The 24,894-nt window shown below is 50.1% G+C and carries 15 protein-coding genes; 7 read left to right on the top strand and 8 right to left on the bottom strand.

The genetic code is table 11. From position 1 onward, the window contains the following. Positions 1–84 precede the first annotated feature (84 nt). The 4 genes from K7P01_RS25365 to K7P01_RS25350 all read right to left on the bottom strand — a co-directional run bounded on the left by K7P01_RS25365 (position 85) and on the right by K7P01_RS25350 (position 10,846). On the bottom strand, positions 85–1,593 hold the full coding sequence (locus K7P01_RS25365; protein ID WP_267297383.1) for a RagB/SusD family nutrient uptake outer membrane protein: 1,509 nt from the start codon (positions 1,591–1,593) through the stop codon (positions 85–87). A gap of 11 nt (positions 1,594–1,604) precedes the next feature. Beyond that, a complete protein-coding gene (locus tag K7P01_RS25360; protein WP_267297382.1) occupies positions 1,605–4,841 on the bottom strand; it encodes a SusC/RagA family TonB-linked outer membrane protein in 3,237 nt (1,078 codons plus the stop codon). A gap of 364 nt (positions 4,842–5,205) precedes the next feature. Further along, entirely contained in the window at positions 5,206–9,348 is a 4,143-nt protein-coding gene (locus tag K7P01_RS25355) for a hybrid sensor histidine kinase/response regulator transcription factor (RefSeq protein WP_267297381.1), read from the bottom strand. Between the two features lie 88 nt (positions 9,349–9,436). Continuing rightward, positions 9,437–10,846: a hypothetical protein gene (locus K7P01_RS25350; RefSeq protein WP_267297380.1), complete on the bottom strand. Its 1,410-nt coding sequence runs from the start codon at positions 10,844–10,846 to the stop codon at positions 9,437–9,439. Positions 10,847–11,076: 230 nt separating this feature from the next. Between K7P01_RS25350 and K7P01_RS25345 the strand changes: the two genes are divergently transcribed. The 7 genes from K7P01_RS25345 to K7P01_RS25315 all read left to right on the top strand — a co-directional run bounded on the left by K7P01_RS25345 (position 11,077) and on the right by K7P01_RS25315 (position 21,415). Further along, entirely contained in the window at positions 11,077–13,590 is a 2,514-nt protein-coding gene (locus K7P01_RS25345) for a glycosyl hydrolase family 95 catalytic domain-containing protein (RefSeq protein ID WP_267297379.1), read from the top strand. 263 nt (positions 13,591–13,853) lie between these two features. After that, positions 13,854–16,250, top strand: a complete 2,397-nt coding sequence (locus K7P01_RS25340; RefSeq protein WP_267297378.1) for a sensor histidine kinase — start codon at positions 13,854–13,856, stop codon at positions 16,248–16,250. Between the two features lie 21 nt (positions 16,251–16,271). Next, a complete protein-coding gene (locus K7P01_RS25335) occupies positions 16,272–16,715 on the top strand; it encodes a response regulator (protein ID WP_267297377.1) in 444 nt (147 codons plus the stop codon). A gap of 136 nt (positions 16,716–16,851) precedes the next feature. Continuing rightward, positions 16,852–18,177, top strand: a complete 1,326-nt coding sequence (locus K7P01_RS25330) for a DEAD/DEAH box helicase (protein ID WP_267297376.1) — start codon at positions 16,852–16,854, stop codon at positions 18,175–18,177. A gap of 116 nt (positions 18,178–18,293) precedes the next feature. Then, positions 18,294–19,199 carry an NmrA family NAD(P)-binding protein gene (locus K7P01_RS25325; RefSeq protein ID WP_267297375.1) on the top strand — a complete coding sequence of 302 codons (906 nt, stop codon included), beginning with the start codon at positions 18,294–18,296 and terminating at the stop codon, positions 19,197–19,199. 169 nt (positions 19,200–19,368) lie between these two features. Beyond that, positions 19,369–20,289, top strand: a complete 921-nt coding sequence (locus K7P01_RS25320; RefSeq protein WP_267297374.1) for an AraC family transcriptional regulator — start codon at positions 19,369–19,371, stop codon at positions 20,287–20,289. A gap of 175 nt (positions 20,290–20,464) precedes the next feature. Further along, positions 20,465–21,415 carry an alpha/beta hydrolase gene (locus K7P01_RS25315; RefSeq protein ID WP_267297373.1) on the top strand — a complete coding sequence of 317 codons (951 nt, stop codon included), beginning with the start codon at positions 20,465–20,467 and terminating at the stop codon, positions 21,413–21,415. A 154-nt stretch (positions 21,416–21,569) separates the two neighbouring features. On the opposite strand, the gene K7P01_RS25310 is transcribed toward K7P01_RS25315, so the two are convergent. From K7P01_RS25310 to K7P01_RS25295, 4 genes are all read right to left on the bottom strand, one after another. Next, complete coding sequence (locus K7P01_RS25310) at positions 21,570–22,685, bottom strand: alpha/beta hydrolase (RefSeq protein WP_397311140.1); 1,116 nt, start codon at positions 22,683–22,685, stop codon at positions 21,570–21,572. 88 nt (positions 22,686–22,773) lie between these two features. Next, positions 22,774–23,316, bottom strand: coding sequence for a hypothetical protein (locus K7P01_RS25305; protein WP_267297371.1), 543 nt, complete (start codon positions 23,314–23,316; stop codon positions 22,774–22,776). 4 nt (positions 23,317–23,320) lie between these two features. Continuing rightward, entirely contained in the window at positions 23,321–23,875 is a 555-nt protein-coding gene (locus K7P01_RS25300) for a DapH/DapD/GlmU-related protein (RefSeq protein WP_267297370.1), read from the bottom strand. 14 nt (positions 23,876–23,889) lie between these two features. Further along, positions 23,890–24,771, bottom strand: coding sequence for a helix-turn-helix domain-containing protein (locus K7P01_RS25295; RefSeq protein WP_267297369.1), 882 nt, complete (start codon positions 24,769–24,771; stop codon positions 23,890–23,892). Positions 24,772–24,894 lie beyond the last annotated feature (123 nt).

Genomic DNA, 24,894 nt, shown 5'->3' with positions numbered 1-24,894 from the left:
ATCACTTCCTCTTTCACAGATTAAAAAACTAAAGCACACCCCTACTGCCCTTCTGATGAAATCAGAAGGGCAGTACTATCTATCTTAATTCCAGGGTTCATTGTTTTCCCAAACACCTTGCATGATATCTATCTGACTTTGCGGAATGGGCCATAGATACCCGTCGAACTTTCGTTTATCTCCTTTGGTGCTGTGTATAATTTGCGGGATCACCGTTTCGGCTATACCCCAGCGGATAATGTCATTGTACCGTATACCTTCATAGGCTAGTTCGACCCTTCTTTCGTTGCGGATGTTATCGCGGGTCAGTTCGGTCTTCAGCGGCATATTGACACCGGGGCGGGTACGCACATCGTTCAATGCCTTCAGCGCCCGCGTATCGGTACCCTGGCCGCTTTCGAACATAGCCTCCGCATAGAGCAGCAGCAGGTCAGCATACCGCATCTTGACGATATTCTGATCACTCAGCGTAGAAGAACCTGGAGTTCTGACCGTGGGATCGATCCATTTTTTAAAGGCCATGTTCGTAAAAGGTAGTGTGCTCTCGGCCACACTTCCATCCTGCTGGAAGGTGCCCGTTTTGGTATTGTTCACCCACTGGTCGCCCAACTGGAAGATCGTCATTCCCAAACGCGGATCTTTCAGGCCCGTGTCGATATTCGTTTCATAGGCGTCGCGCAGCTGAGGCGTTGGGAAACACGACATACGGCTGCCGACGTATTGGTCCAACTGATGGTAATCGGCGGGCGCCTGGTATATTACCGAGAACATGATCTCCTTATTATCGGCCGCTCGTTGTTCTTTGAAGAACAATCCGGAATAGTTCCTGTACAGGCTGTAGGGGTTTGCCGCATCGCCGATCAACGACCAGGCTACATCGGCCGCTTCAGCAAAACGTTGGTTGTTCATCAAAATACGAACCTTCAACATAATGGCACTGCCCTTCACGGCATGGCCATCGGTATAGCGATCGGCAGGCAACACCGCAATGGCCACATCGATATCTTGCAACAACCTGGCCACCACGTCTGCTTTGGGAGAACGGGGCCTGGTTTTGACGAGATTAACGCTGTCGATCGTCTGCGTATACAGGATCAGCGGCACGGCGCCATAGCGCTGCACCAGCTCGTTATAATAGTAGCAGCGGTTAAACAAGGCTTCGCCCTTATACTTGTTATAGTTCGCTTCGGTCAAAAGGCTTTTAGCCCCGTCGATATTGTCCAGGAAATAGTTGCACTTGGCAATGCCGTCGTAACAATCGCTCCAGGTTTGGTTGAGCGCCCCGGTGCTGCTGGGATTGATACCGCCCTGCATCATGCCGACATAATTGACAAAATTGGAACTGGTGATAGCATTATCTGAAAGTGCCTCGATATCCATCGCCACGCCGTTGGATCCACGCACAGAGCCAAAAATGCTTGTACGATGCGTCGAGTAGGTGGCAGTCAATGCCGCTTGAACATCCTGTTCCGTTTTCCAGAAGGTGTCGGAATCCAGCTGCGTTAATGGATTCTTCTCCAGAAAATCGTCGCACGCCATGACCAGTATGGTCATCGTGAGATATAGTAATTTTAGTTTGATATTCTTTTTCATACTCGTGGAATTTAAAAGGTAGCTTTCACGCCGAGAGAGTAAATGGCAGCCTGGGGATAGATTGCCGCACGGGTCGGTACTGCCGTGCCGGTACCCGTAAACTGATTTCCGAACGACGATGCGCTCGAAGGAACAGGTGCCGATGCACGCTCAGGATCCAGGCCCTGGAAGAAGTTGGTAAACGTATGCAGGTTGTCCACCGAGCCAAATACCCGTAAATTCTGCAACTTCACTTTTTGGCTCCAGGCGGCACGAAGCGTATAGCCCAACTGTATGTTCTTGATACGCATGTAAGACGAGTTGCCCAGCCAGAACGTAGAGTTTTGGTTGTTAGGTGTGTACTGGTTATCTACATATACGTGGGGAATGCTGTTAGAAGTCCCCTCGCCATCCCAGGCTTCGTCTCTCCAGAAGGTCGGCGGAGCCGCAGCCTGGTTAAAGGGCGAGACACCCCAGTCTTTTACAAACGTTTTGCGACCATACACGCCCTGAACAAAAACGGTCAGGTCAAAGCTTCCATACGAGGCAGAGAGATTGACACCGTAATTAAACTTGGGAAATACTCCTCTTACCGGCACGCGGTCGTAGGTAAGGTCTACGCGGCCATCGGGTACGCCATCGGGGCCACTCACGTCCTTAAATTTCAGATCGCCGGGTTTGACAGGAATTCCCGTGCTATACGCCGTTACAGGTCCATTGGTAACTTCCTCCGCATTTTGATACACGCCATCCTGAAGCAGCAGGTAATACGTGTTGTAAGGCAAACCTTCCTCCCGGATATTGGTACCGACTATGTCGCGGCTTCCATAGCGAATCAGCTCATTCTGGTATGTTTCCAGGTTGGCGCTGATGCTATAGCGGAACTTCCCGAACTGGTTTTTATGGCCAAGGATAAATTCCCAGCCCGAGTTTCGCATGGTGCCGTCGTTGATGTACGGTGCATCCAGACCCATGTGGTCAGGCACCTGCAGGCGCCGGAGAATATCCGAGGTTTCCTTTCGATACCAGTCAACCGAGCCGAATAGTTTCGAATGGAATAAAGAGAAGTCAATACCCAAATCGGTAACCGTGGTAGTTTCCCATTTGATATTGGTATTATTCGTTGTCCGCTTGGAAACACCCTGCGACAGCGTGCCCGCAAAATTATAATCCAGCGTTTCATCACCGGGTGCAGTCGATATATTCAAAGAATTCTGATAGGGATAGTTACCAATGCTCTGGTTACCCAATTGTCCCCACGACCCCCTAAGCTTCAGTTCGTCGATCCAGTTCAGGCCCGACATGAACGACTCCTGGGTAATGCGCCACCCCGCCGATACGGAAGGGAAGAAGGCTATGCGGTTGTTATCCGGGAAACGCGAAGAAGCGTCGTCGCGGAAACTGAATTCCACTAAATACTTATCCCGGTAGTCATAGTTTATTCTTCCGAAAACCGATTGCGTCGCCCACTCATAAGAATCGCTGCCATTGTTTTGCACGGCGGGAGCGCCGGCCGACAGGTCCCACAGGGTCTTGGAGGGAAGCCGTGTGCGGTAAGACTCCAGACGGTCATAGCGATAGTTCTCCTGCTGATACCCCAGCATGCCGGTGAAATGGTGCACATCGGCAAATGTCTTTTCATAGCGTAAGGTGGCGTATGCGGTGTATTGGTTCTCGCGAGCATTGCGCTGTGCCAGCGAGTTCGTTCCGCCGTTCCAAATACTACCTTGTGCATACACGCCGTTGGCATCCGGTATATACACATAGCCATACGATGTAACGACCAGGGCTTTGATCATTTCTTCCTGGAACTTAAACGCGCCGCGTACATCGGCGGTTAAACCGGGCAGGATCTTAAAATTAAGGTAGGGGCTGAACAACAAGTACGTGTTGTCGATCCGTTTTCCGCCGCCATCGGTAGCGATAGCGATCGGATTTTTGTTACCGCCGTGAAGGGGATACGCATAAGCTGTATACCTTCCACTGCCGTCCGGCAGCCAGGGTTTGGTAAGGGGTGGCGCAGCATAGGCCGCCAGCATCTGATCTTCCGACCCGTTAAAATCGATCAGGTCTGCCGTCGTGCTTCCCGCTGTTATAGCAGTATCGGTTCGTCTACCCCGGGCCACCGAGATATCACTGCCGAACGTGACAACCTTGCTTAACTCGCTTTTAAAATTGACCTGGGCATCGTACCGTTTGTAACCGGTGCCGAGCAACATGCCCGTTTGATTCAAAATCCCCAGGCCGGCGTTGAATGTGGTCCCGCCCTTTCCGCCATTCAAGCTCAAAAAGTGCTTGTGCATCGGTGCCGTACGGATCAACGCCTCGGTCCAGTCATAGCTGGGGTACTGCTCTGAATTCGGATTATCACGATACGGCTGGATCATTTCGGGTGTATAATACCAGCCCGTCTGCCGGCCCGAAAAATCGATCGCCTTATTCATCAGCTCCATGTACTCCACCGCATCGGTCACCCGGTCCACCTTGATGGAGGGCTTCATGCTCGAATACGTATAGGCATATTCTACATTCAGACGGCCTTCCTTACCCTTTTTAGTCGTCACCAGGATGACGCCGTTTGCCGCGCGCGATCCATACACCGCGGCAGAAGCAGCATCCTTCAACACGGAAATATCGGCGATCATATTCGGGTTCAGCATATCGAGACGACCCTCCACGCCGTCGATCAATATAAGCGGGTTATTCCCTGCACCGCTGAATGTACCCTGCCCCCGGATGCGTATATCATTGTTCTCCAGACCTGGCTGCCCCGAATTCTGCACGACCTGAAGCCCGGGCGTGCGTCCTTGTAAAAGCGAAACCGTGTTGGGCGACTGCCGCGAGACGATGTCTTCTGCCGAAACCGTGGACACGGCGGCGGTAAGATTCACCTTCTTTTGCACACCATACCCCACCACCACAACCTCGGCCAGGTTTTGAAGGTCCGTGGTCAGCGTGACATTGACAGTCGTTTGAGTTCCGAGCGCAATGCGTTCTGTTTTATAACCGATAAATGAAAATACCAGCACGGCATTGGGTTCGCTGACCGTGAGCGAAAAGTTTCCGTCACTGTCGGTCGATGCACCCGTGGTGGTGCCTTCAACCAGTACGTTCACACCCGGTAAAGCCTCGCCATCGTCGGCGATTACTTTGCCGGTTATTTGCTGCGCCAGCGATGCCTGGCAAAAGAGCAGCATGATCATCGCAAGCCCCAGGGCAACAGAAAGTCGCCCGGTGAAAGCTGGCCGTTTCAGTAAAAAAGAGCTCATAGCGTTATCATTTGGTTTAGGGAATGAAGGATAAAATGAAGATCAGACCCAGCACAAGCAGCGTGACGAGGATCGCTTCTTTGATCCTGGCGTTGCGGCTGGCCCTGGTGCTTTTCCTCATATTCTGACGCTTAAATCGTTTGCATAGCCTTACCCAAGTTTGCTCCGGGAGGCGTCTTTCTAGGGTAAAAAAGGGATCGATCAGGGGGTAAAATTCGTTCAGGCCCGTTTTTAGCCTGAATTCCGATATTCCGGAACCTATTTTTCAAGATCCAATGACCGCGAGGTAGACCGGAGGGTGCTGCATTCGTGCGTGTTTCGCGCTCGCGCTACACACTCGCGCTGTTTTTTGTAGGGGGAATGATCACTCAATCTCCCCGAGATACTGGGAGGGCGATTTGCCGTAGTGATTACGGAACGATTTGCTGAAATATTTGGGATCGCTGAATCCAACCGTAAAGGCTACTTCAGAAATGCTCAATTTCTTTTGGCTCAGCAGCATGGCGGCTTTCTTAAAACGGAGGTCGCGGATCAGGTCGATGACGGAAAGTCCGGTCAGCATTTTGGTTTTGCGGAACAACACAGGTCTGCTCATGCCGATCTCGCGCACAAGCCGGCTCACATTAAAATCGGCATTCGTGATGTTCTCTTCCAAAATGCTCATCAGCCGCTGCAGGAATTTGTCGTCAGGATTCTGCACTTCTTCATGCTGGGGCTGCAGGGTTACCATGCGGCAGTATTTCTCCTTCAGCTTTTCGCGGATCTGGAGGTGATTCCGCATTTTGACCAACAGCAGGTGCACATTAAAAGGCTTGATCAGGTAATCGTCGGCCCCGGTCTCAAGACCTTCCACCTGGTAATTTAAGGCGCCACGGGCCGTGAGTAAGATAACGGGAATATGGCTGGTGCGCAGATCCGTTTTTAAATGTTGGACGAGCTCGAGCCCATTCATGCGTGGCATCATCACATCGGTGATGACAATATCGGGCAGTTGCTCAAGTGCAATCTCCAACCCTTCTACGCCGTTCTTTGCTTCCAGCACATGGTAGTGCGCCACCAGGCTTTCGCGCACATAGGCGCGGATCTCATCGTGATCCTCCACAAGCAAGACCAGCGGTGTTGAATGCTCCGCCCGTTTTGCCTCTCCCTCCTGGCCTGTAGCCTCCTGTTCCACCTCCGGGTGATGTTGCAGATCAAACACCTGCCGGGGCATAGCGACGACCTGGTCCGCTGTAAAGTGTGCGTGGCCGGAAGGCAGCAAGATGGTAAACCGGGTAAAGCCTGTTTTATCGGCGGTGGCTTCTTCACTCTCTACAGCAATGGAACCGTGATGAAGGTCAATGATGCCCTTGGCCAGGGCGAGGCCGATGCCAACACCCGCTCCAGTCTTGCCGGAGTTCTCGGCCTGGTAGAAACGATGAAACACTTTCTCCAGGTACCGGGCCGGAATACCAAGCCCGTTATCTTCCAGGGTGATCCTGACATTAAAATTATTTGCACCCGGCAATGGCTCCCGGACTACTGCGATGAATACCGTGCCCCCTCCCGGTGTAAACTTAAGAGCATTGACCAACAGGTTATAGAACACCTTCGACAGCTCTTCGCGGTCGATCCAGAGTTTAACGACCGGTTCGCCGGGTTGAAAATCCAGCGACACTTTCCGCGACTGTGCGTATTCCTTAAAAGAAAGTTGTATCTCGTCGATAAACTCCACGATGTTCTCTTCCTGCACGCTGATCCGCACGTTGCCGGTTTCCTGTTTGTGAAAGTCCAGCAGCTGGTTCATAAGCCGCTGCAGGCGGCCGGTGTTGGCGCGTACAAGCGCGAGCTCTTTTTTCAGGAATGTATCCCCGGTGTATTGTTCCAGCAGCTTCTCGATGGGACCCGTCATGAGTGTAAGCGGCGTGCGGATCTCGTGAACAATATTGGTAAAGAAGCTGAGCTTGGCCTGGTGCAGCTCTTCCTGCTTCTTGTGCTCCAGGTGCTCGAGCTTCAGGTCGTGTTCGAGTTTCATCTGTCCTTTGTGGAACCGCGACCAGATATACAGCAACCCCAGAAAGAGGCCGACATAAACGGTATAGGCCCACCACGATTTCCAGGGTGGCGGCAAGATCTTGAGGTGAAGGGAGGCCGGCGTTTCATTCCAGACCCCGTCGTTATTCGCGCCTTTCACCAGCAGGGTATAATTTCCCGGATTCAGGTTCATATACGTAGCCACAGGTTCGGAGGTGGTATTCCACTGCTCCTCAAATCCCACCAACTTGTACGCAAACCGGTTTTTCGTGGAGTTGATATAATTCAGCACGGCAAACTCTACCGAAAAGATATTCTGATCATACTCCATCGTGAGCTCCGTGGTATGGTTCAGGTCCTGTTTCAGGATGCCCTGCTCGGCGTCAACCGGTATGTCCTCGTTGAACAGCTTGAAGTTGACAAAAGTCACGTTGGGTACGATGCGGTTCTCTGAAATACGTTCGGGGCGGAATACCACCACACCGTTATATCCCCCGAAATACATATTCCCCGACGGGTCTTTACAATAGGAATGAAAATTGAACTGTTTACAAACCAATCCATCACTGCGATCAAAGTTGTGTATGGAAAGATCGACAGGATCCAGTTTCGACAACCCATTGTCGGTACTGATCCATAAATACCCGTTTTTATCTTCCTGTATGCCGAAGATCGCATTGCCCGGAAGTCCATCCTGTGTTCCAAAGCGCTTGAAGCTGTGTTGCCCGGGCAACAACAAATTCAGCCCGTTGCCTCTGGTGCCCACCCAGATCCGGTTCAGTCGATCTTCAAAGACGCAAAGAATATAGTTGTTGCTAAGGGTAGTGGCATCCGCCGGGTTATGAACGTAGCGACGGAAAGAGCTTTGGCCGGGAGACTTGACATTCAACCCCGATATCGTACCCACCCATAAATTCCCGCGCGAGTCAGGAAACAGGCGCGTGACGCCGTCCGAGTTCAGTGTTGAGCTGTCCTGAAGGTCGTGGGGTAATGTCTCGAAGGTGTTTTTGCGCGGATCAAATTTACAAAGCCCGCCGCGGTAGGTGCCGATCCAGAGGGTACCATCGTTGTCTTTTGCCAGGTCATACACGGCATCATCGGGAAGCGAATTGTTATTACCGGGTTGATGGTGAAAGGTTTTGAATCGACCTGTTTTAAAATCATAGTAGTTCAGTCCTTTGAGCGTGCCTATCCAAAGACCATCGTTACCTTCGGGCAGCAGGCACTTGACATTGTTGTGGCTTAAGGACGTGGGGTCGTCACGCACGTGTTTGAACTGCCGGGTCACTCCTTTGTCGCGGCCTGTAAAGAACAAACCCGTCCCTTCGGTGCCCAGCCATAAATTGCCGTTGGCATCAGTAACCATGGCACTGGCTACCTTGAAATGAAGCTTACCTTCTTGTACAACCTGCTGAAACTGTCTGGACAAAGCGCTGTACATATTGACACCGCCGTGGTAGGTGCCGATCCAGACCGATCCATCGCGATCGGCATATAACGAGCGCACGGAGTTGTCACTCACAGAGGCAGCGTCGTCGGGAATGTTTCGCAAACTGATATATTTCCCCTGGTGCGGATTGACAATGTATGTGCCCCCGATCGTACCGAACCAATAGTCCCGTGTCCGCTTATGTTTCAAAATTACCCGTATAGCCTCGTCCGGTTTTCCGATCCAGTCCAGGGACTGAAAGCTTCCTGTCTTCGGATCGAACGCAAACAGCCCGCTATTCTCGGTGGCGATCAACAGCCCGCCCTTTTCACCTGCGACGATAGAATTGATGTCGTTGGTTTTTGAAACCGTGCTACTCAGCTCGGGCACTGAATAGGAAGTGAACTGATACTGCCCGTCCTGACCGACCGTTATTTTAGAAAGTCCGGCGGAAGTGCCGACCCAGATGTTCTTGTCGCTGTCCTGGAAAATAGAACGGACATCGTCATGGGCCAGACTGTTGTTGTCCCCGGGAGTATGCGTGAAACGCATAAAAGAAAAAGCGGTGCTCCCCGCCTTCAGGACGTTGAGTCCGCTGCGCGTTCCGATCCACAGATTTTTCTGATCGTCCTCGAAGATGCAGGCCACAACATTCGCGGGCGAGGTAGCGTCGCCCTTTTCTTGTAAGATGATCCGTTCAAATCCGTCCGTTCGCGGGTCATACAGGTTCAGTCCATGATTTGTTCCAGCCCACAATCTGTCCTGGGAATCGATGTATAGACTGAAGATCGTGTTATCGGAAATGCTATGCTCATTTTCCGGATCATGGTAATACGTTTTGATCTTCCGCGAGTCGTAGCGATTCAACCCTTCGCGGGTTCCGAACCACATAAAACCGCTGGTGTCCTGAACGATGGCATATACCGTGCATTGCGACAGGCCATCCTCTATCGTGAGGTGCTGAAAATTGTAGTCGTCCGACTGTGCGTACGCACCTGAAAAAATACCAGACAGTACAGCAAGAAGGACGACTATACCCAATCTCAGGTCACCTGGCTTCATCATAATAATCGTTTGAGAAGCTTAAGATAACGATTGCACCGCAATACCGGAATCAAAATCAACTTAAAATCAACAATTTGCATGATGTCCGTCATTCGTGTGGCAAACCGGGATCGGGATTTGTATTTTTCTCATACACGTTAAAATCCGATACCCAGAGCGATTCATTTTTTAACAATGGACTCTGTCCCACAGGGTCCATGTCCAATCTGCCTCCGGCCAGGCTGCGATAAATGCCATATTTGTTCCGGATAAAGGAGGCGCCGATGCGCCACATATCGATATTGGGATCTTTAAAATCGATCAGCACCTTTCCATCGCTTACGCGAACGATCTGGCAGGAGTAATATCCCTGGTGGGTATAATGCATTTCCTCACGAACCTGAACCCATTCGCCTTCAAAGTCAGACAAAGGAATATTATTTACCACGGTACCTTTACCCGTACTGGCGCCGTCCACAGAATGTATGATCTGCATCCGTTTATTTGTGCCATCGCTGTTGGCGCGGGGCGTAAGGGTGATCAACGGACTTCCGTTATTCGGACCATCTTGTGCCTTCAGCTGGTGAATGTGGCAAAAATTGGCTGTCGGTTGAAAGCCCACCGCAAGCTTGAACTTCCATTCCAGAATCTGCCATTCATCCCAATTCCCCTGAACCTTGGCCCAGGCTGCATTGTTCGTGATGGATTTCATTTCGTTGCGCTGGCGATCTACTGTACCCGCGCTGCAACGGTCGCCGTCGATCACCGGATCGATGTGTATATCAAAGCGGAAAACCGGCTTGTTCAACGTGGCGTCCTGGGCTACCGCGCAATGAATGCCATCGATGTGTCCTCCAAATCCACCCGAGCAATTGGGATGTTCCGAATAATCAAACCCCAGGGTTCTCATATACGTGTTGATCTCACTGTAGATTTTACCCGCCAACGATGCATCGGCATCCATGGCGGACGTGAGCGTATAGCCCCTGCACCCCGGACCGGGCACAGCCCGGGCCATGCACGAACGTCCCGCCTTGATCCAGCCCGTTGTATTTACCTGGGAATATATAGTATCCAGCGTAAATTGAATCACTTGCGTATTACCACACGCCAGATCATCGAACTTAACAAAGTTCGATGAGGCGATCGTGCAACCGGTATGTCCTTCTGAATTAGAAATCTTGCCGGACCAATCGACGCCGTTGACCGTAGCCGATACAATATTGTCTATCGTCGGACTGGCTTCACCGCAGTTACCGAAATTGATGATAAAATGACCGATATCTTTTTCCCTTCGGTTTACTTTTGTGATAGTATACGTCCAGATGGATGCATCGACACGCTCCTCCACATTAAAATCGATCGTGTACGAGCCCGGTAGTAGCGCAGTAAGGCTGCCAACCGGCCCATCCTGTAACGTCAATGGTGCATCGGTGTCAACCAGGCTTTGATCCGTACAGGCCTGGGTAAGTGCTGCGAAAAGGAGCCATAAAAAGTTTTGAAGCAATCTCTTTTTCATAGGTGTTTAGTTTAGGGTTAACTGCTGATTCAATACGAACCAGTAACCTTAGAGACGATTTGTAAGCCATCACACCTGACAGGATTGGTATAAATCCTACATTCATACGGAATAAACACTAAAGTTAGTGGAGCCGCCGGTCAATAGTGTTTACCAACCGTTCATAAAGGTCCGCGGGGAATGCTCTGTATTTTTGCGTCATCAATCCGTAGGCCCCAATTCCATCTGCTATGAAAATGATCAAAATCTTTCTACCCTTCTTGTTTGCAGCGATCATCTCTCAAAACGTGTTGTCACAACCGGGTATGCTGAAAGTCGATTATGCCAGCCTGGTGTCACGCGCAGACCTGGTATACAACAAACCGGTACGCCGAAGCGAAGAAGGTATGCCGGTGGGAAACGGTACCCTGGGCGGTCTGGTGTGGACTACACCCACAGCATTTCATACCCAGCTTAACCGGGTAGATGTATTTGCCAACAACTCCGCCTCCAATGCCTTTTACGAACGCCATACAGATTACTGTGGTGGCGTGGCGTTCGCCGACATCGATTTTATCCAGGATCAGGAAACCTTCCGCGGCGGTCCGTTCAGACAGCACCTCTCCTGCTACGATGGCACGGTTACCCTCACGGGCGCCGGTGTGTCATTGAAGACACTAACCTGGCATGCGCAGGATGTGATGGCGGTACAGGTGGAAGATACACGCAGCAACCCCATGCCTGTGGTGACCAGCCTCCGCGCACTACGGTGGCCCGTTACGAAAAAAGGAAATCATTCAGCGCTCTCTACAGTAAAAGTGATCGGCAACAAGATCGTGCTCCTCCAGGAATTCCGCGAAGACACCTACTACTGCGGTACGGTCGTGGTGGCGGAGATCAGCGGACGCGCCGCCAACGCCGGGCTCGCCAACGAATCGACCGCACGCATTACCGCGGCTCCGTCAAACAGCACATTCACCGTATACATGGCCAGCGCAGCCAGCTTCGATCCTGCAGAAGACCTTGTCGCCGCTGCGATCAGAAAGCTCGACGACTCCAAAGCCAAAGGATTTGATGGACTGCTTACCGCCAACCAGGCGTGGTGGCACGACTTCTGGCAAAAGTCGTTCGTAAGCCTGCACAGCGCCGATGGCGAAGCCGACCTGGTCGAAAAACACTACACCTACTATCTCTACGTCATGGCCACGAGCTCACGGGGTGCCTACCCGCCTAAGTTCAACGGCATGCTGTGGACTACGGGTGGCGACGACCGCAAATGGGGTAACCTGTACTGGGGCGCCAACCAGAGCTGTCTCTACAACGCGCTCCTGCCCACCAACCACCTGGAGTTGATGGACCCCATGTTCAGAATGTATACCTCGATGTCCGAAAGTTGCGCGCAGGCCGCGCGTCAGCAGTGGGGCAGCAAAGGCATCTATATACCGGAGACTGTAGCGTTCGACGGCATGGCGCCTTTGCCGGAAGATATCGCAGCCGAAATGCAAGCGCTATATCTGCTCCGAAAACCCTGGAGCGAACGGTCGAAGGCTTTTACAGACTATGCCTACTTGAAAATGCCGTTTCTCAGCCGGTGGAACTGGAAGAAAGACGACGGCTGGAAAAACGGACAGTGGAGTACCTCCGACAAAGGCGGAGGCGCCTTTGGCCATGTATCACATATATTCTCCCGTGGCGCCAAGATCGCATACCAATACTGGCTGAAATATGAATATACGCAAGATGGGGACTGGCTCCGGAAAGAAGCATACCCAATGCTGAAAGGAGTCGCCGAGTTCTACCGGAATTTCCCCAACGTCAAAAAAGAGGCCGATGGAAAATATCACATCCACCACATCAACGACAACGAATCGGTATGGGGCGGTCATGATACGGTAGAAGAGATCGCTGCGATGATGGGCATCTTTCCCGTGGCGATCAAAGCTTCTGAAATTCTGAATACAGACCCGGAGCTGCGGACCTTGTGGAAGGAATTCAGTTCAAACCTGGCCCCGCTGCCACTGACCACTGCATACCCCGAAAGCGCGGACAAGCCCGTAACGTGGGTGAAGTCGATGCCCCCGGTAATTCATGGTGAAGGCAACAAGCTGCCGGACGCCAACACCATGCCGGTGTGGTTCTTCGACCTGTGCAACCTGGAGTCAGATCCAAAAATGCGCGATATTGCCAACACCACCTACGATGCCGGCTTCCCGGAAGGGATAGACGCAAACACCCGGGTGAATGTACTGTCCAAGCTGCCGGTAGCCGGTGTGATTCTGGGCCGCACAGACGCTACCCGCTACCTCATCCCGAACCAGATAAGAACTGCGGAGGTAGAGGTGATGCCCAACCGCATGGACCTGCGCGAAGGCTTCCAGGCTACCAGTGTGCAGCGTCTGGGGCGGGCCGCCGAAGCACTCCTCTATGCCCTGTGCCAGGCTGTCCCTTCAGGACCCGCGCAAGACCCCGTGATCCATGTCTTCCCTGCATGGCCTGCGGAGTGGGATGCGCAGTACTCCTTGCTTTGCCGTGGCGGATTTGTCGTCACTGCTTCTCAGCGGCAAGGCCAAATAGAATTTGTAGAGATCCGCTCACAGGCCGGCACCACTTGTCGCACACGCAATCCGTGGCCGGGCAAATCTGTAACGGTATACCGCAATGGCAAAAAATGGAAGAGCCTGAAAGGCGAGCTTCTTTCCTTTCCCACGCGAAAGAATGAGCGGTATATTCTCCTTACCCAAAACGGTAAAATTCCGAAATTATAGTCTGTCTGCAGATCATGATGGCGCATTCAGTTGGTTTTAACTGTTCACAATACACCATAACCTTCCAGGAATTGTCATAAAATTCCCCCCGAAAAACATTATCTTAATTACCGATTCCATTCAACCCCTAACAGGTTGAGCCCGCCTGGGATCAGTTCCGTATTTTATGCGGGACTGTAAGAAATTGACCAATACCGTATAATATGGATCTCTGCTAAATAGTTAAGACAATGTTGTTTGCATGCTGAAACACACAAGTCCTTATGAAAGACAATCAAAAAAAAGTTATTTCAGTCACGGCCGCACTTATCACGATGCTCATCGGCTTGTCCGTAATCATTGGGTGGATGACGCATAATGATTTTCTAAAATACCTGATTATTATTCCCGGCGCTGTAAAAATGAAATTCAATATTGCGTTAGGGTTCTTATTTTCTTCAGTCGTTTTACTCCTCCATCACTTCCCTGGAAAAACGAAAGTAAGCATCCGCATTTCCAGGGGCCTCTGTTCCATCATTTTTCTGATAGGGTTTCTGACAATAGCCGAATATGTCCTGGGCGTGAATATAGGCATGGATGAGCTTTTTGTGCGCGACGATCAATCGACTACAGCAACCTATTACGCCGGAAGGATGTCCCCTATTTCGGCAATAAACTTTATGCTGATCAGCGTGGGGTTACTAACACTAAAGAAGGAAAAAACAGCGTCCTATCAGTTCATTTACTTGTCATTTATCGCGTTCATCTCCATCGTTACCCTAATCGGCATCAATTTCATATCAGACATACCTACCGCTATTCGTCTGGCCGTACACGTTTCGATCGGTTTTTTCATTCTTTCTGTTGCCATCTATTACGCGCAGCCCGAGTTGCACCACAAGATCCGGTTTGAGCAAAAGCTGATCGCTGGTTTTGTGGCATCCATTAGTCTCCTGACAGTAATCAGCGTTTTATCGATCTTTTATATTGGCAGACTTACAGACACTACTAAATCTGTTGAGCACGCAAGAAATGTCTTGAGCGAGGCCGAGCAAACACTGTCTTTTGTTAAAGATATTGAGAGTGGCGGCCGCGGGTACCTGATAACACAAGATTCAAGCTACCTGGAACATTTCATGCTCGCAAGAAGCAACATACACACCAATATCAGAAAACTGAAAGAGCTCACCCAGGGCCGCGCGTCGCTGGAAACAATACTCGATTCTCTGTCGGTATACATCGACAAACGGATAGCGTTCACAGCGAAGTTAATCACAACAAGAAACGAAAATGGGTTCGAGGCCGCGCAACGGCTCGTCTTGACAAAAAATGGAAATCGTATAACAGATAAAATAAGGCATTTGATCACCTCCATCCAGCGGGATGAAACCAATTTGCTGACTCAACGGCAGAAGGAAAACGCAAAAAGCAGCAGAGATTTCAACAACGCCTTTGGCATCCTTCTGGTAAGCATGGTGGCCCTGCTGACGATTGTATTTTTCACTGTCTGGATCAATTTCTCTGCACGCACCCGCGCCGAAAAAGAACTAATGCAGGTGAATAGAGAACTTGAGAAGAATATCAATCAGGTAAAAGAAAGTAAAGAAAAGTTCTCCAGGATATTCGACGTTAATCCGGTGGGCATTTCTATAAGCAGGCTTCCCGCGGGCACAATGATTGATGTTAATGCGAGCCTCTTGAAGATGTACGGTTTCACACTCGAAGAGGTCGTTGGCCGTACCGCGGTGGAATTGAATATGGTTGACTCCGATGTGCGGGAAGAACTAATCCGCGAGTTGATGCAGGGCGTAAAGGTTCGGGATAGAGAAATCCTCGTGCGCCATAAATCCGGGACAATGTTCCCGGTTCTATTTTCGGTGGACACCTTCAGTATGGCGGATAAACAGTTTGTCATCACTTTTTCCTATGACATAACAGATCGAAAAAAAGCTGAGGAAAGGGTGATTCAACTGAATACCGACCTGGAGGCGAATCTTCAGCAGTTGGAAATGGCAAATAAGGAAATGGAATCATTCACCTATTCAGTATCGCATGACCTACGCACGCCTTTAAGAGCAATAGACGGCTACGCCAGGATGCTTGACGAGGATTTTTCGACTGTCCTTGACAATGAAGGGAGACGACTCCTGGACACAATTCAATATAATGCCAAAAAGATGGGAAACCTTATCGATGACCTTTTAGCGTTCTCCCGTCTCGGGAAGAAAGGCTTGCAGAAAACAACGGTCAACACAAGGGAGCTTGTCGAAAATGTACTATACGAAATCGGCAATTCGCTGAGCGATAACGCCAGCGTAAAAATTGGAAACCTGCAACCGATAGAGGCGGACTACGCCCTGATCAATCAGGTATTTGTTAATTTACTTTCCAATGCAGCAAAATACTCCTCTAAAAAAGAGTGCCCTATAATAGAGATCGAGTCAAAACTACATGAAACCGAGGTAATATATTCCGTAAAGGACAACGGGGCGGGCTTTGACATGAAATACGCAGATATGCTATTTGGGGTATTCCAGCGTCTTCATAAAGTAAATGAATTTGATGGCACGGGAGTGGGTTTGGCCATTGCGCACCGAATAGTCAGCAAACACGGAGGAAGAATATGGGCGGATGCAAAACCTGGAGAAGGTGCTACATTTTTCTTTTCTCTTCCTATTTAATCAACAAAAAAAATAATGCAAATGGAAAATGCTGTCGTTGAAATTCTTCTTGTGGAGGATAATCCAAGTGATGCCGAAATGGCCATTCGCGCACTCCGCAAAAAGCATATCGCAAACCATATCGTGCATCTGGAGGACGGCGCCGAAGCACTCGACTTTATTTTTTGCTCGGGAGTTTTCACCGGGAGACCGGTCATTAACCCCAAAGTGATCCTGCTCGATTTAAAAATGCCAAAAATCGGAGGATTAGAAGTTTTGAGAAGGGTCAAATCCGACGAGCGAACAAACACCATTCCTGTCGTGGTGCTCACTTCGTCAGCAGAAGATCCCGATATACAAACATGCTATAAGCTCGGTGCAAACAGCTATATAGTAAAACCGGTTGGCTTTGATAACTTTGTGAAGGCTGTTTCCGACCTTGGATTCTATTGGGTATTATTGAATCAAGGACCAAAAGACAGCTAAGGTCACGACGAAAAAATCCCACAATTATCAACCTGGAGATTCGCTATCGCCAATCCGGAGTGGTGCTATGTCTTACGGAATAAGTATTGGCGGTGGAATACCGCCAGTTGCCGCCGGATTACCTTACCTTTGCCCCATGCAAAGCACCGCCAAGGCCGCCCAGGCTGACTACTTGAAAAATATAGGCATCGAAACACTCAATCCGATGCAGGAAGAAACGATTGCGAAGGCGGCAGTTAGCCCGAATTTGATGCTTCTCGCGCCCACCGGGTCGGGCAAGACCCTTGCCTTTCTGTTGCCGGTCATCCAGGCCCTGAAACCCGAAAAGGATGAGGTGCAGGCGCTTATCATCGTGCCTTCACGGGAATTGGCGCTTCAAATCGAGCAGGTATTTCGCAACCTCAAGACAAATTATAAGGTTTCTTGCTTCTACGGTGGCCATGCCATGAAAATCGAAGAAAGCAGTCTTAGCACACCGCCGGCAGTGATCATAGGCACCCCGGGTCGCCTGGCCGACCACATTTTACGCAAAACCTTCGATACCAGAACAATTCGTTGGGTAGTGCTCGACGAATTTGACAAATCCCTGCAAATGGGCTTCGAGCCTCAGCTCGCCGTCGTGTTCAAGTCCCTCACCGGCAAACAGCGTCACTTACTCACGTCGGCCACGTCGCTGGATATAATGCCTTCCTTTATTCCCTTCTCGCAGCCTGAACGCATCAGCTACCTCAACGACACCGCCCCCACCCGGCTGAAGCTCAAAAGCGTCCACACGCTCAGCACAGAGAAGGTGGAAACGCTCATGCGCCTGGTGGCAGGATTCAATCAGGAAGTGTGCCTGGTGTTTTGCAATCACCGTGAAGCGGTTGATCGCATCAGCGCGCTTTTCACTAAACATAACTTTGCCCACGGCATCCTCCACGGCGCCCTGGAGCAGATAGACCGTGAGAAAAACCTCATCAAGTTTCGGGCCGGTGCCCACAATGTTCTCATCGCCACCGACCTCGCCAGCCGCGGCCTCGATATCCCCGAGATAAAACACGTGGTCCACTACCAGTTGCCGCAACAACGCGATGCATTCATTCACCGCAACGGCCGCACCGCACGCATGCATGCCGAAGGCGAGGCATATTTTGTCCTCGCCGAAGACGAAATAGTTCCGCCGTACATGGATGACGAGATCATCGAGATCAAAGTCAACCCGAAACTCGTACTACCACCCCCACCGGAATTTGTCTGCCTGTACATCAGCGCCGGCAGAAAAGATAAAGTAAGCAAGGGCGATATCGCCGGACTGCTCATGAAAAAAGGCGGCCTGACTGCCGACCAGATTGGGCTGATCACCACGCTCGACTACACCTCGTTTGTCGCCATCCGGCGCACGCACCTGAAGCAGGCACTGAGCGGCATTAAAAATGAAAAGCTGAAAAACCTCAAAGTAAAGATCGAAGAAGCCAGCTAGCCTCCTCCGCGCATAGAGCTTACATCGCTTACCTTTTAACTACAACAATCTGACTTTCGACTACTTTCCCCGCTGGGCTGCTGTTGACTTTTGTATCAACAAAATCAACAGACAATATGAACATCGTATTAACAGGCTCAGTAGGGAATGTAGGTAAGCCACTCACGGAGGAGCTGGTGAAAAACGGTCACAACGTAACTGTTATCACCAGCAAAATCGAACGACAGAAAGACATCCAATCCTTAGGCGCAAAGGCCGTTATAGGCAGTATGTTTGATGTCGACTTTTTAGCGGCTACATTCAAAGGTGCCGACATCGTGTACCTGATGGAAACACTGGAGGCGGTGGGTGACTTTTTCGATCAGGAAGTTGACTTCATTGGCGCCATCAACGAGATCGGAAACAATTACAGCCAGGCTGTTCGGCAATCGGGTGTGAAACACGTCGTACACCTGAGCAGCATCGGAGCCCACCTGCAAAAAGGAAACGGCATCCTTCAATTCCATTACAATGTTGAAACCATCCTGAAGCAATTACCGGATGACGTGCACATCAAGTTTATCCGTCCCGTCGGATTCTACACCAATCTGTTTGGTCTCATCCGGAACATCAAAAGGAAGGGGGCAATCATTTCAAATTATGGAGGCGACAAAAAGGAACCCTGGGTTTCGCCGATAGATATTGCCGATGCCATCGCGGACGAAATGGAAAAGCCATTCACAGGAAGAACAATCCGCTATGTGGCAAGTGGTGAATATTCACCCAACGAAATTGCAAAGGCATTGGGCGCAGCCATCGGCAAGCATGACTTACAATGGCAGGTAATTCCGGATGAACAGCTTCTGAATGGCTGGCTGAACATCGGCTTCAACGCCCAAATTGCGCACGGATTCGTGGAGATGCAAGCCAGCCAGGGCAGTGGTTTGTTGTATGAGGATTATTATCGCAACAAACCGGCACTGGGAAAAGTAAAGCTCGAAGCATTTGCCAAACAATTCGCAGCTGCGTACCACGAAGAATAATCTGTTCAATGGCCATGCGTGCACCAGCCGAACAAAGATCCGTGTACGCATGGCGCATTAGCGTCCGTTTGAACTACAAGAATGTGACATTTGGCTACAGTAGATACATGATTTCTGCCGATTTTTGCATGAAAGAATACCCAAACAGCATGGTCGCTAACGAACCATTATGGCAACGCCCAAAACCCAACGAATAAAAACGATAAGCGAATTTCACAAGCTGAGAGGGTTGCCCAGGCCCGAACACCCACTGATCAGCATTGTCGATTACTCAAAAATTATTTGCTCGCCGGAATTCAGCCAAACCAACTGGGTCCTTGATTTCTATAACATTTCCCTGAAGCGAGGCTTAAACGCAAAACTAAAATACGGGCAACAAGAATATGATTTTGACGAGGGTGTAATGTTTTTCATTTCACCTAACCAGGTCTTCAGAATCGAGATTGATCCACAGGCGACTATAGAAAAGTCCGGCTGGATGCTGTTGATTCACCCGGACTTTTTGTGGAATACCCCGTTAGCAAATACCATCAAACAATACGGCTATTTTGATTACTCCGTAAACGAAGCCTTGTTTGTCTCCGAAAAGGAAGAAGCAACGATCAACCACATCACGCAAAATATCCAACAGGAGTATCATGCTAACATCGATAAATTCAGTAAACAGATCATTATCTCTCAGATCGAAACCCTTCTGAATTATGCTGAAAGATTTTACAACCGGCAGTTCATTACCCGCGAAAATACCAATCATCAAATACTGGCTCGCCTGGAGAAGCTGCTGGCGGATTACTTCAATAGTGACGAAATAAGCACAAAGGGGCTACCGGCGGTTCAGGATATAGCCACGGCCCTAAATATATCACCCAAATATCTAAGCACCTTGCTAAAGATGTTGACGGGACAAAACACACAGCAGCACATCCACGACAAATTGATCGAGAAAGCAAAAGAAAAACTATCAACAACGAAGTTGTCTGTCAGCGAAGTTGCCTACGACCTGGGCTTCGCCCACCCGCAATCTTTCAACAAATTATTCAAGACAAAGACCAACCAATCACCGCTGGAGTTTAGGGCTTCTTTCAATTGACCACCTGACGAAGACATCCCGTCGGCAGAACTCCCGGCCGACGGTTCAAAAAAAAATGTCCAGCCACTGCGACGGCCGATCATCACGGCTAAAGGACCAATCTGTAATTGTATTATGAATTGTACCAAATACAAGTAATTTTAGTAAAGGAAACTTTAACCCAAAATTATTCATCATGTTCAGTACAATTACCAAGCTGACGAAAGCGACCGTTCAGGTCGCTCTGCTCGTCACCACCACTGCTGCCCTCGCGCAAGATGGTACAATATATCCGCTCAAAAGCCCGGAGGAACCAAACGCGATTCTGCTCGGTACCGGCGGTGTAGAAAACCAACCTGCGTCGGAGACCTGGTTCCGTCAGTGGGGCGACCCGATGGCGCGCAACATTACCACGGCTACGCTCACTCCTTTCCTGCCTAAACCCGGAAAGGCAAATGGCGCGGCGGTGATTGTGGCGCCGGGCGGTGGCTTCAGATGGTTGTCCCTGTCAAACGAAGGTTGGGAAGTTGCCCAGGCGTTGGCAGACCGGGGCATCGCCGCATTCGTGCTCAAATATAGACTCCACCCCACCCCGGAATCGCTTGACGCGTTTAAAGAGTCGATGAATCGGACGTTCGCGGCAGCAGCCCCTCCCTCGGAAACAACAAAAGACAAAGCCCCTGCCAGTCCTCCGCGCATGGATCTGTCCAACCAGCTCAAAGACGCAGAGGCAGCCTACGCCATGATCGTCAAGCGGGCCATGGAGTGGCATGTCGACACGGCGCGGCTGGGTATGATCGGTTTTTCAGCGGGTGCCGGTCTCACGATGCACTGCACGCTTAATTCCCGATCCGTGCAACTCGATTTTATCGGCCCGATCTATGGCGGCATGGGCCCGGTAGAGGTGCCAAAGAATGCTCCGCCCATGTTCAATGTCATCGCCACCGACGACTTCCTTTTCCGCGGTCAGTTTGGCGTGATCGATTCCTGGTTCAAAGCGGGACGCCCTGTCGAGTTTCACCTTTATCAAAATGGTGGACACGGCTTTGGCCTCGGAAATCCCGGCCGAACCAGCAATAAATGGTTCGACGCTTTCCTGCACTGGCTCGACGTGAACAACTTTCTCACCGCCAAAGCCGGAAAGTGATAGCATCTATACCTTGCAAAGCCTTTGAATAAAAAACGATCATCATAATACGCTTTAGTAAATACACAACCAGTATAGTGTTGTGTATTTACTCCCTTCGTCCATCGCTTATCCAGGCGAAGTATATAACCTCCATGAGGTTAGACAGAGTTGTTCAGTTCTGAAACAAAAGCGGTGCAAGCTCATGCAAGCTCCTTCGCCATGTCTGAAATTCGTGGGCAGTACCCTCAGAAATATAGGAAACGGAATTTATCCCAGCTTCCTTCAACGCCACGGCAGCGCTTTTAACACCATCCGGTTTTTCCTTGCTTCCGCAACTCAGAAAGACCAGCTTTACTTTTGACTTGTCGCTGATATCTTCCGGCTTATAGGTGCCACCACTCAGCAAGGCGTAATGCGAGAATACATCGGGCCTGTTCAGGGTGATCATGCGGGTTTCCATCCCGCCCATGGATAGTCCGGCCATCGCGCGATGCCGCTGTTCAGCCATCGTACGAAAGTTATTGTCAACATACGGGATCAGCTCGTCAACCAGAACCGCCTGAAAATATTTGACATCAAACTCCCGTATCCGGCCGAACTTAACCTCGTTCGTCATTCCATAGGTCATGACAATAATGAAAGGTTTAATCTTACCTTCAGCAATCAGATTGTCCATGATCAGGTTAGCGCGTCCCTGGTTCGTCCATGCTGTTTCATCCTCGCCCCATCCATGCTGCAGATACAATACCGGATATCGGGCTGCCTGATTCTTATCATAGCCGGGAGGTGTATACACAAATGCCCTGCGTGACGTATTGGTACTTTTCGACGGAAAGAGAATCTGATGAACGTTGCCGTGCGGCACATCTTTAAGCGCATAAAAGTCCTGGTCATGCGCCGGAATTTCGATCCCGCTCTCCCACCGCACCGAACCATAGAAATTTAATGCCCCCGGGTCGTTAAACTTGCCACCATCGATTTTGACATTGTAATAGTGAAATCCTTCGTCCATCGGGCCCGCCGTTGTGCCCATCCAATAGCCGTCTTCCGCTTTTACAAGCTTAGTCCCCCCCTTTCCGCCGAGTCCGAGGCTAACCCTGACACTGTCGGCAGCCGGGGCCTGAATCCGGAATCGGGCATACCCTTGTGAATTGACTTGCGGATATTCCTGCCCGGGCTGATTCAGCGTCGAAGGTTTAAAGTCCTCTTTCATGGCTACCGGATTTGACTGCGAGAAGCCCCAAACGCTAATGAGCAGAAGGAAAAATACGGGTAAATGATGTTTCATCTTCATAACCCGAATTTGGTAAAACACTTTCCGGATGTCTTCTATTAAAAGACACCGAAGGATTTTGCACACGAATGCCGCGCCTACGCTAAACCCACGCAGCGCGGCAGGTCAGGGAAATTGTCGCTGTCTTTCCCGTCTCCTGTATGTGAATGGATACCGAACCATCGCTGTTCAGACTGTAGTTTTCCGACGGAATATTATGCTCAATCTGGTGTGCCGTCTGCGTAAACAACGTCCGCTGATTTTCTTCGAGAAAGGTCGCGTACTGATCCATGAACCAATAGCCCGGATGATAGCCGCCCACGGAATCCCGCGGGCCTGCGGGATCGATAATTACCAGCGTGCCTGGCTTATGCGCTGTGTCAACGCCTACTCTCCTGCCAGGTTCCGCCTTCTCGAACTGACTAATAAAAAACGCGTAGACATATGCTTCGCCAGCATCGGTCAATAATATCGACCAGCCACCTTTCGAATCCTTCTTTGCACGCGGATACGTAACTGTTCCGCTTTCCGCCAATTCAGCCGTTATTGATCTTAAAACCGCCTGATGTGCCGTAGGTTGCTCAGGGATAAAATCATCCGACTGAACGACCTTCCCGGCCTCTCTGAAGAACACGGTGTAACCCATAATATTATTGAACCGCCCTGATAAATTTTGCCGGAACTCCTCCAACAATGGCATTATCAGCAACATCCTTATTCACCACAGCCCCCGCCGCGACAATCGAGTTCTCTCCAACCGTCACACCAGGAAGTATGGTTGCTCCCGCTCCTATCCACGCGTTGCGTTTGATCAGGATTGATTTGAGATCAAGGGATTTTCTTTGTAACGGATCTACGGGATGGTTCTCCGTAATTAAATTCACCTTCGGACCTATCTGCACGTCGTCTTCCACCGTAATGCCGCCCAGGTCGAGAAATGTGCACGCGTGATTAATGAATACACGTTTACCGAACCTGATATGTTTTCCGAAATTGGTATAGAATGGAACAAAAACCGTCGTTGTACTATCAATCTTACTGCCGATAATTTCGCTTAGTCGCTCCCGCATTTCGTCAATGGTAGTCGACGCATTGAGGGCCGGCGAAAGGCGCTGCGCCCGAAAGACTACTTCCCAGGCATCCCCCATTTCATCGGTGCGGATGAGGCCTCCGGCCAGCATCCTTTCAAAAATATGCTGTATCATCAGGTATTAGTTCGTTACACTTCCGCCGGCCGCAAGGACATCGGATTGGTGCCGGTCATCTTCTTGAAAAAGTTATTGAAGTACGTCGGGTATTCAAACCCCAGGGCGTAGGCAATGTCTGCGACATTCCAATCTGTGTGAAGTAATAGGGCTTTCGCTTCGCTGACGATACGCTCACTAATGTGGGTTGTCGTCGCTTTTCCCGTCGTCTCTTTCACAGCACGGTTAAGGTAGTTAACGTGCAAATTAAGATTAGTCGCATAGTGCTGGGCGGTGCGGAGCTGCAACGGGCGATCCGTACTCTCTATCGGGAACTGTCGCTCCAGCAATTCCAGGAAAACATTTGTAATGCGGTGCGCCGCATTTTTTACCTGCTCAAATTCTTCCGCCGGCTGAAGCTTGAGCGCCTCGTGAATGATCAGGTTGATATAATTCCGAATCAAATCGTCTTTGAAAGCATAGGTCGTTCCTTGCTCGGCAATCATATTCTTAAAAATGCCATTCAAAAATTCGCGCTTCTCTTCGCTGATGTGAAAGATCGGCGTCCCTCCTATTTTAAAAAGCGGCGAATGCTGAAGACTTTCGCTGCGGTCGGAAGGCTTATAGAAATCCTCGGAAAATAAACATGTATACCCCACGTAGCTTCTCGAGATCGTCTCCCACGAATAAGGAATATTGGGATTTGCGAAGAACAGGATCGTTCCCTTCATATCGAAACTACGGTCTGCATAGTTTATAATACTCTGACCCGTCGTCAGGCATATCTTATAAAAATCCTTGCGACTGTAATTACGAATAACGTTCGAATCGTCGTCAATCTGAAAAACATTAAATCCTTTGAGCTTTAGCTCATTGTTAAAATCAGAAACTGACAGGCTATTCTCTTTCTTTCCCATATGATTCTATTCACGCTCCTGACCGAACTCCGACATCCTTACCAATACAAAGGTACCGTACATCCCTGAAAAAGTATTAAGGATTTCAAACCATCTAGTAAGACTATCAAACCTCCGGGGCCG

The organism is Parachryseolinea silvisoli (assembly GCF_021190955.1).
Lineage (GTDB): Bacteria > Bacteroidota > Bacteroidia > Cytophagales > Cyclobacteriaceae > Ohtaekwangia > Ohtaekwangia silvisoli.
Note: the sequence above shows the minus strand (reverse complement) of the source record. Positions and strands in the feature narration are given on the sequence as shown.

Excerpts from the sequence above, each read along its gene's own strand:
- K7P01_RS25360 (WP_267297382.1), bottom strand. The coding sequence starts at position 4,841 with ATGAGCTCTTTTTTACTGAAACGGCCAGCTTTCACCGGGCGACTTTCT.
- K7P01_RS25320 (WP_267297374.1), top strand. The coding sequence starts at position 19,369 with ATGGCAACGCCCAAAACCCAACGAATAAAAACGATAAGCGAATTTCAC.
- K7P01_RS25345 (WP_267297379.1), top strand. The coding sequence starts at position 11,077 with ATGAAAATGATCAAAATCTTTCTACCCTTCTTGTTTGCAGCGATCATC.
- K7P01_RS25310 (WP_397311140.1), bottom strand. The coding sequence starts at position 22,685 with ATGAAACATCATTTACCCGTATTTTTCCTTCTGCTCATTAGCGTTTGG.
- K7P01_RS25305 (WP_267297371.1), bottom strand. The coding sequence starts at position 23,316 with ATGGGTTACACCGTGTTCTTCAGAGAGGCCGGGAAGGTCGTTCAGTCG.
- K7P01_RS25330 (WP_267297376.1), top strand. The coding sequence starts at position 16,852 with ATGCAAAGCACCGCCAAGGCCGCCCAGGCTGACTACTTGAAAAATATA.
- K7P01_RS25315 (WP_267297373.1), top strand. The coding sequence starts at position 20,465 with ATGTTCAGTACAATTACCAAGCTGACGAAAGCGACCGTTCAGGTCGCT.
- K7P01_RS25295 (WP_267297369.1), bottom strand. The coding sequence starts at position 24,771 with ATGGGAAAGAAAGAGAATAGCCTGTCAGTTTCTGATTTTAACAATGAG.
- K7P01_RS25350 (WP_267297380.1), bottom strand. The coding sequence starts at position 10,846 with ATGAAAAAGAGATTGCTTCAAAACTTTTTATGGCTCCTTTTCGCAGCA.
- K7P01_RS25355 (WP_267297381.1), bottom strand. The coding sequence starts at position 9,348 with ATGATGAAGCCAGGTGACCTGAGATTGGGTATAGTCGTCCTTCTTGCT.
- K7P01_RS25365 (WP_267297383.1), bottom strand. The coding sequence starts at position 1,593 with ATGAAAAAGAATATCAAACTAAAATTACTATATCTCACGATGACCATA.
- K7P01_RS25300 (WP_267297370.1), bottom strand. The coding sequence starts at position 23,875 with ATGATACAGCATATTTTTGAAAGGATGCTGGCCGGAGGCCTCATCCGC.
- K7P01_RS25340 (WP_267297378.1), top strand. The coding sequence starts at position 13,854 with ATGAAAGACAATCAAAAAAAAGTTATTTCAGTCACGGCCGCACTTATC.
- K7P01_RS25325 (WP_267297375.1), top strand. The coding sequence starts at position 18,294 with ATGAACATCGTATTAACAGGCTCAGTAGGGAATGTAGGTAAGCCACTC.
- K7P01_RS25335 (WP_267297377.1), top strand. The coding sequence starts at position 16,272 with ATGGAAAATGCTGTCGTTGAAATTCTTCTTGTGGAGGATAATCCAAGT.